The organism is Kribbella catacumbae DSM 19601 (assembly GCF_000372465.1).
Taxonomy (GTDB): Bacteria; Actinomycetota; Actinomycetes; order Propionibacteriales; family Kribbellaceae; genus Kribbella; species Kribbella catacumbae.
Genome location: NZ_AQUZ01000139.1, coordinates 1 through 1,474, shown reverse-complemented (window position 1 = coordinate 1,474; position 1,474 = coordinate 1). Strand labels below are relative to the sequence as shown.

Below are 1,474 nucleotides of genomic sequence, written 5' to 3'. Positions count from 1 at the left end.
CTGCAACTTGCCGCGACTGGTTGCGGACCCGCTGTCACCTACGATCAGGTGTTTGTATCAGATCTCGGGGAGGCTGGAGTGAACCGGTACGGCGCGACGATGGTCGCGGCAAGCATGCTGCTGACCCTCGCGGCTTGCGGCGGAAACGACGCAGCAACACCAGTGGCGAGCCAGCCATCAGTGATCCCGACCACACCGACGCCGACACCGAAGCCGACGCCCAAACCGGTCGACCCGACGACGGCAGCGAAGCAAAAGATCCTCGCCGACTACGCCGCATCTTTCGCTTATATCCAGAAAGGCATCCGGTATGGCGGTGCGGGTTACGCCTATGAGACATGGATGGTTGATCCGGCCTTGACCGCCATGAAGAACTACATGGGCGCGGTCAAAGGTGTCCGCGGAGCCAAGGTGACAGGCGACGGCAAGCTGCTGGAGTCGAAGATCACTACCTTCGATCTGAAGGCCAAGACGGCGACTGTGACCGCTTGCGTCACGGACAACTACACCGCTGTCGCGAAGAACGGTGTGGTCGTCGCCCGGCCGCCCGGCAAGATTGCCAGAGTCGATAGCCTCAAACTGTTGAAGGGCCGTTGGCTGGTGTCCGTGACGGATGCGAGGAAGCCTGAGTACGGGTGCACTCGATGAAAGCGGCTCGACTGGGTGTCGGGTTGCTGCTGTTGACCGGTACCGCCTTCGTGTCTGTACCAGCCACCCCGGCCTTCGCATGTAAGAACCCAGGCGGCGGCATCAGCGTCGGTAGCCAAGTAGTGCAGGGTGGTGTGGGCTGTCAAGGCGATAGGGGCCGCACGGGGAAGGATGGGACCAAGTGGACCAAGGGCGGGCAGCCGCCCTTGTGTGTCTGGGTTCCCGAACCCGACTACCCAGCAGTGCCACCAGAACCGATCGCCGGTCCGGACGGACAGTGGTACGCCAAATTCTGCAAGTTCGGCCAGTTCAAAACACTGGCCGAGTTCGAAGCCGAGATGGCCACCTGGGACGAATCGATGTCGATTGCCCGCGGCAACCTGATGAAACGCGCCGGCATCGAGTACCAGTTCTTCAAAACCCCACCCCCAGCCCGCCCAACCGCAGAACAAGTCATGTACTGGGTCGCAGGCACCATCCCCTTCCCCGACACCCACGTCGCAGTCAGCCCGAAAGCCACCAGCAACGCGGTGAACTTCCCCACCTGGATCTGGCTGACCGACGGCAACGGCAAATACAACCCCGCCGCCTACGCCGTGAAATCCAAACAGATCCAACTGTTCGGCTACGGCCTCCGCTGGCAGATCGTCCCCACCGTCGACATCGACCCAGGAGACGGCGGCACCCCACCAACCTGCGCAGGCATCGGCGTTCCGTGGTCCGAGACAGCCGACGAATCCGCCGCCTGCACCGTCACCTACGCCAAATCCGGCAACTACACCCTCACCGCCACAGTCCGCTGGACCGTCCAATGGTGGCTGTTCGG

At 62.6% G+C, this 1,474-nt stretch carries 2 protein-coding genes; both read left to right on the top strand.

Annotated features, from left to right (window positions below):
- On the top strand, positions 1-648 hold a 648-nt coding region (locus tag A3ES_RS0145595), incomplete at its 5' end, for a hypothetical protein (RefSeq protein WP_237745229.1).
- Positions 649-890: 242 nt separating this feature from the next.
- A partial coding sequence (locus tag A3ES_RS0145590) for a hypothetical protein (protein WP_157631102.1) occupies positions 891-1,474 on the top strand: 584 nt, incomplete at its 3' end.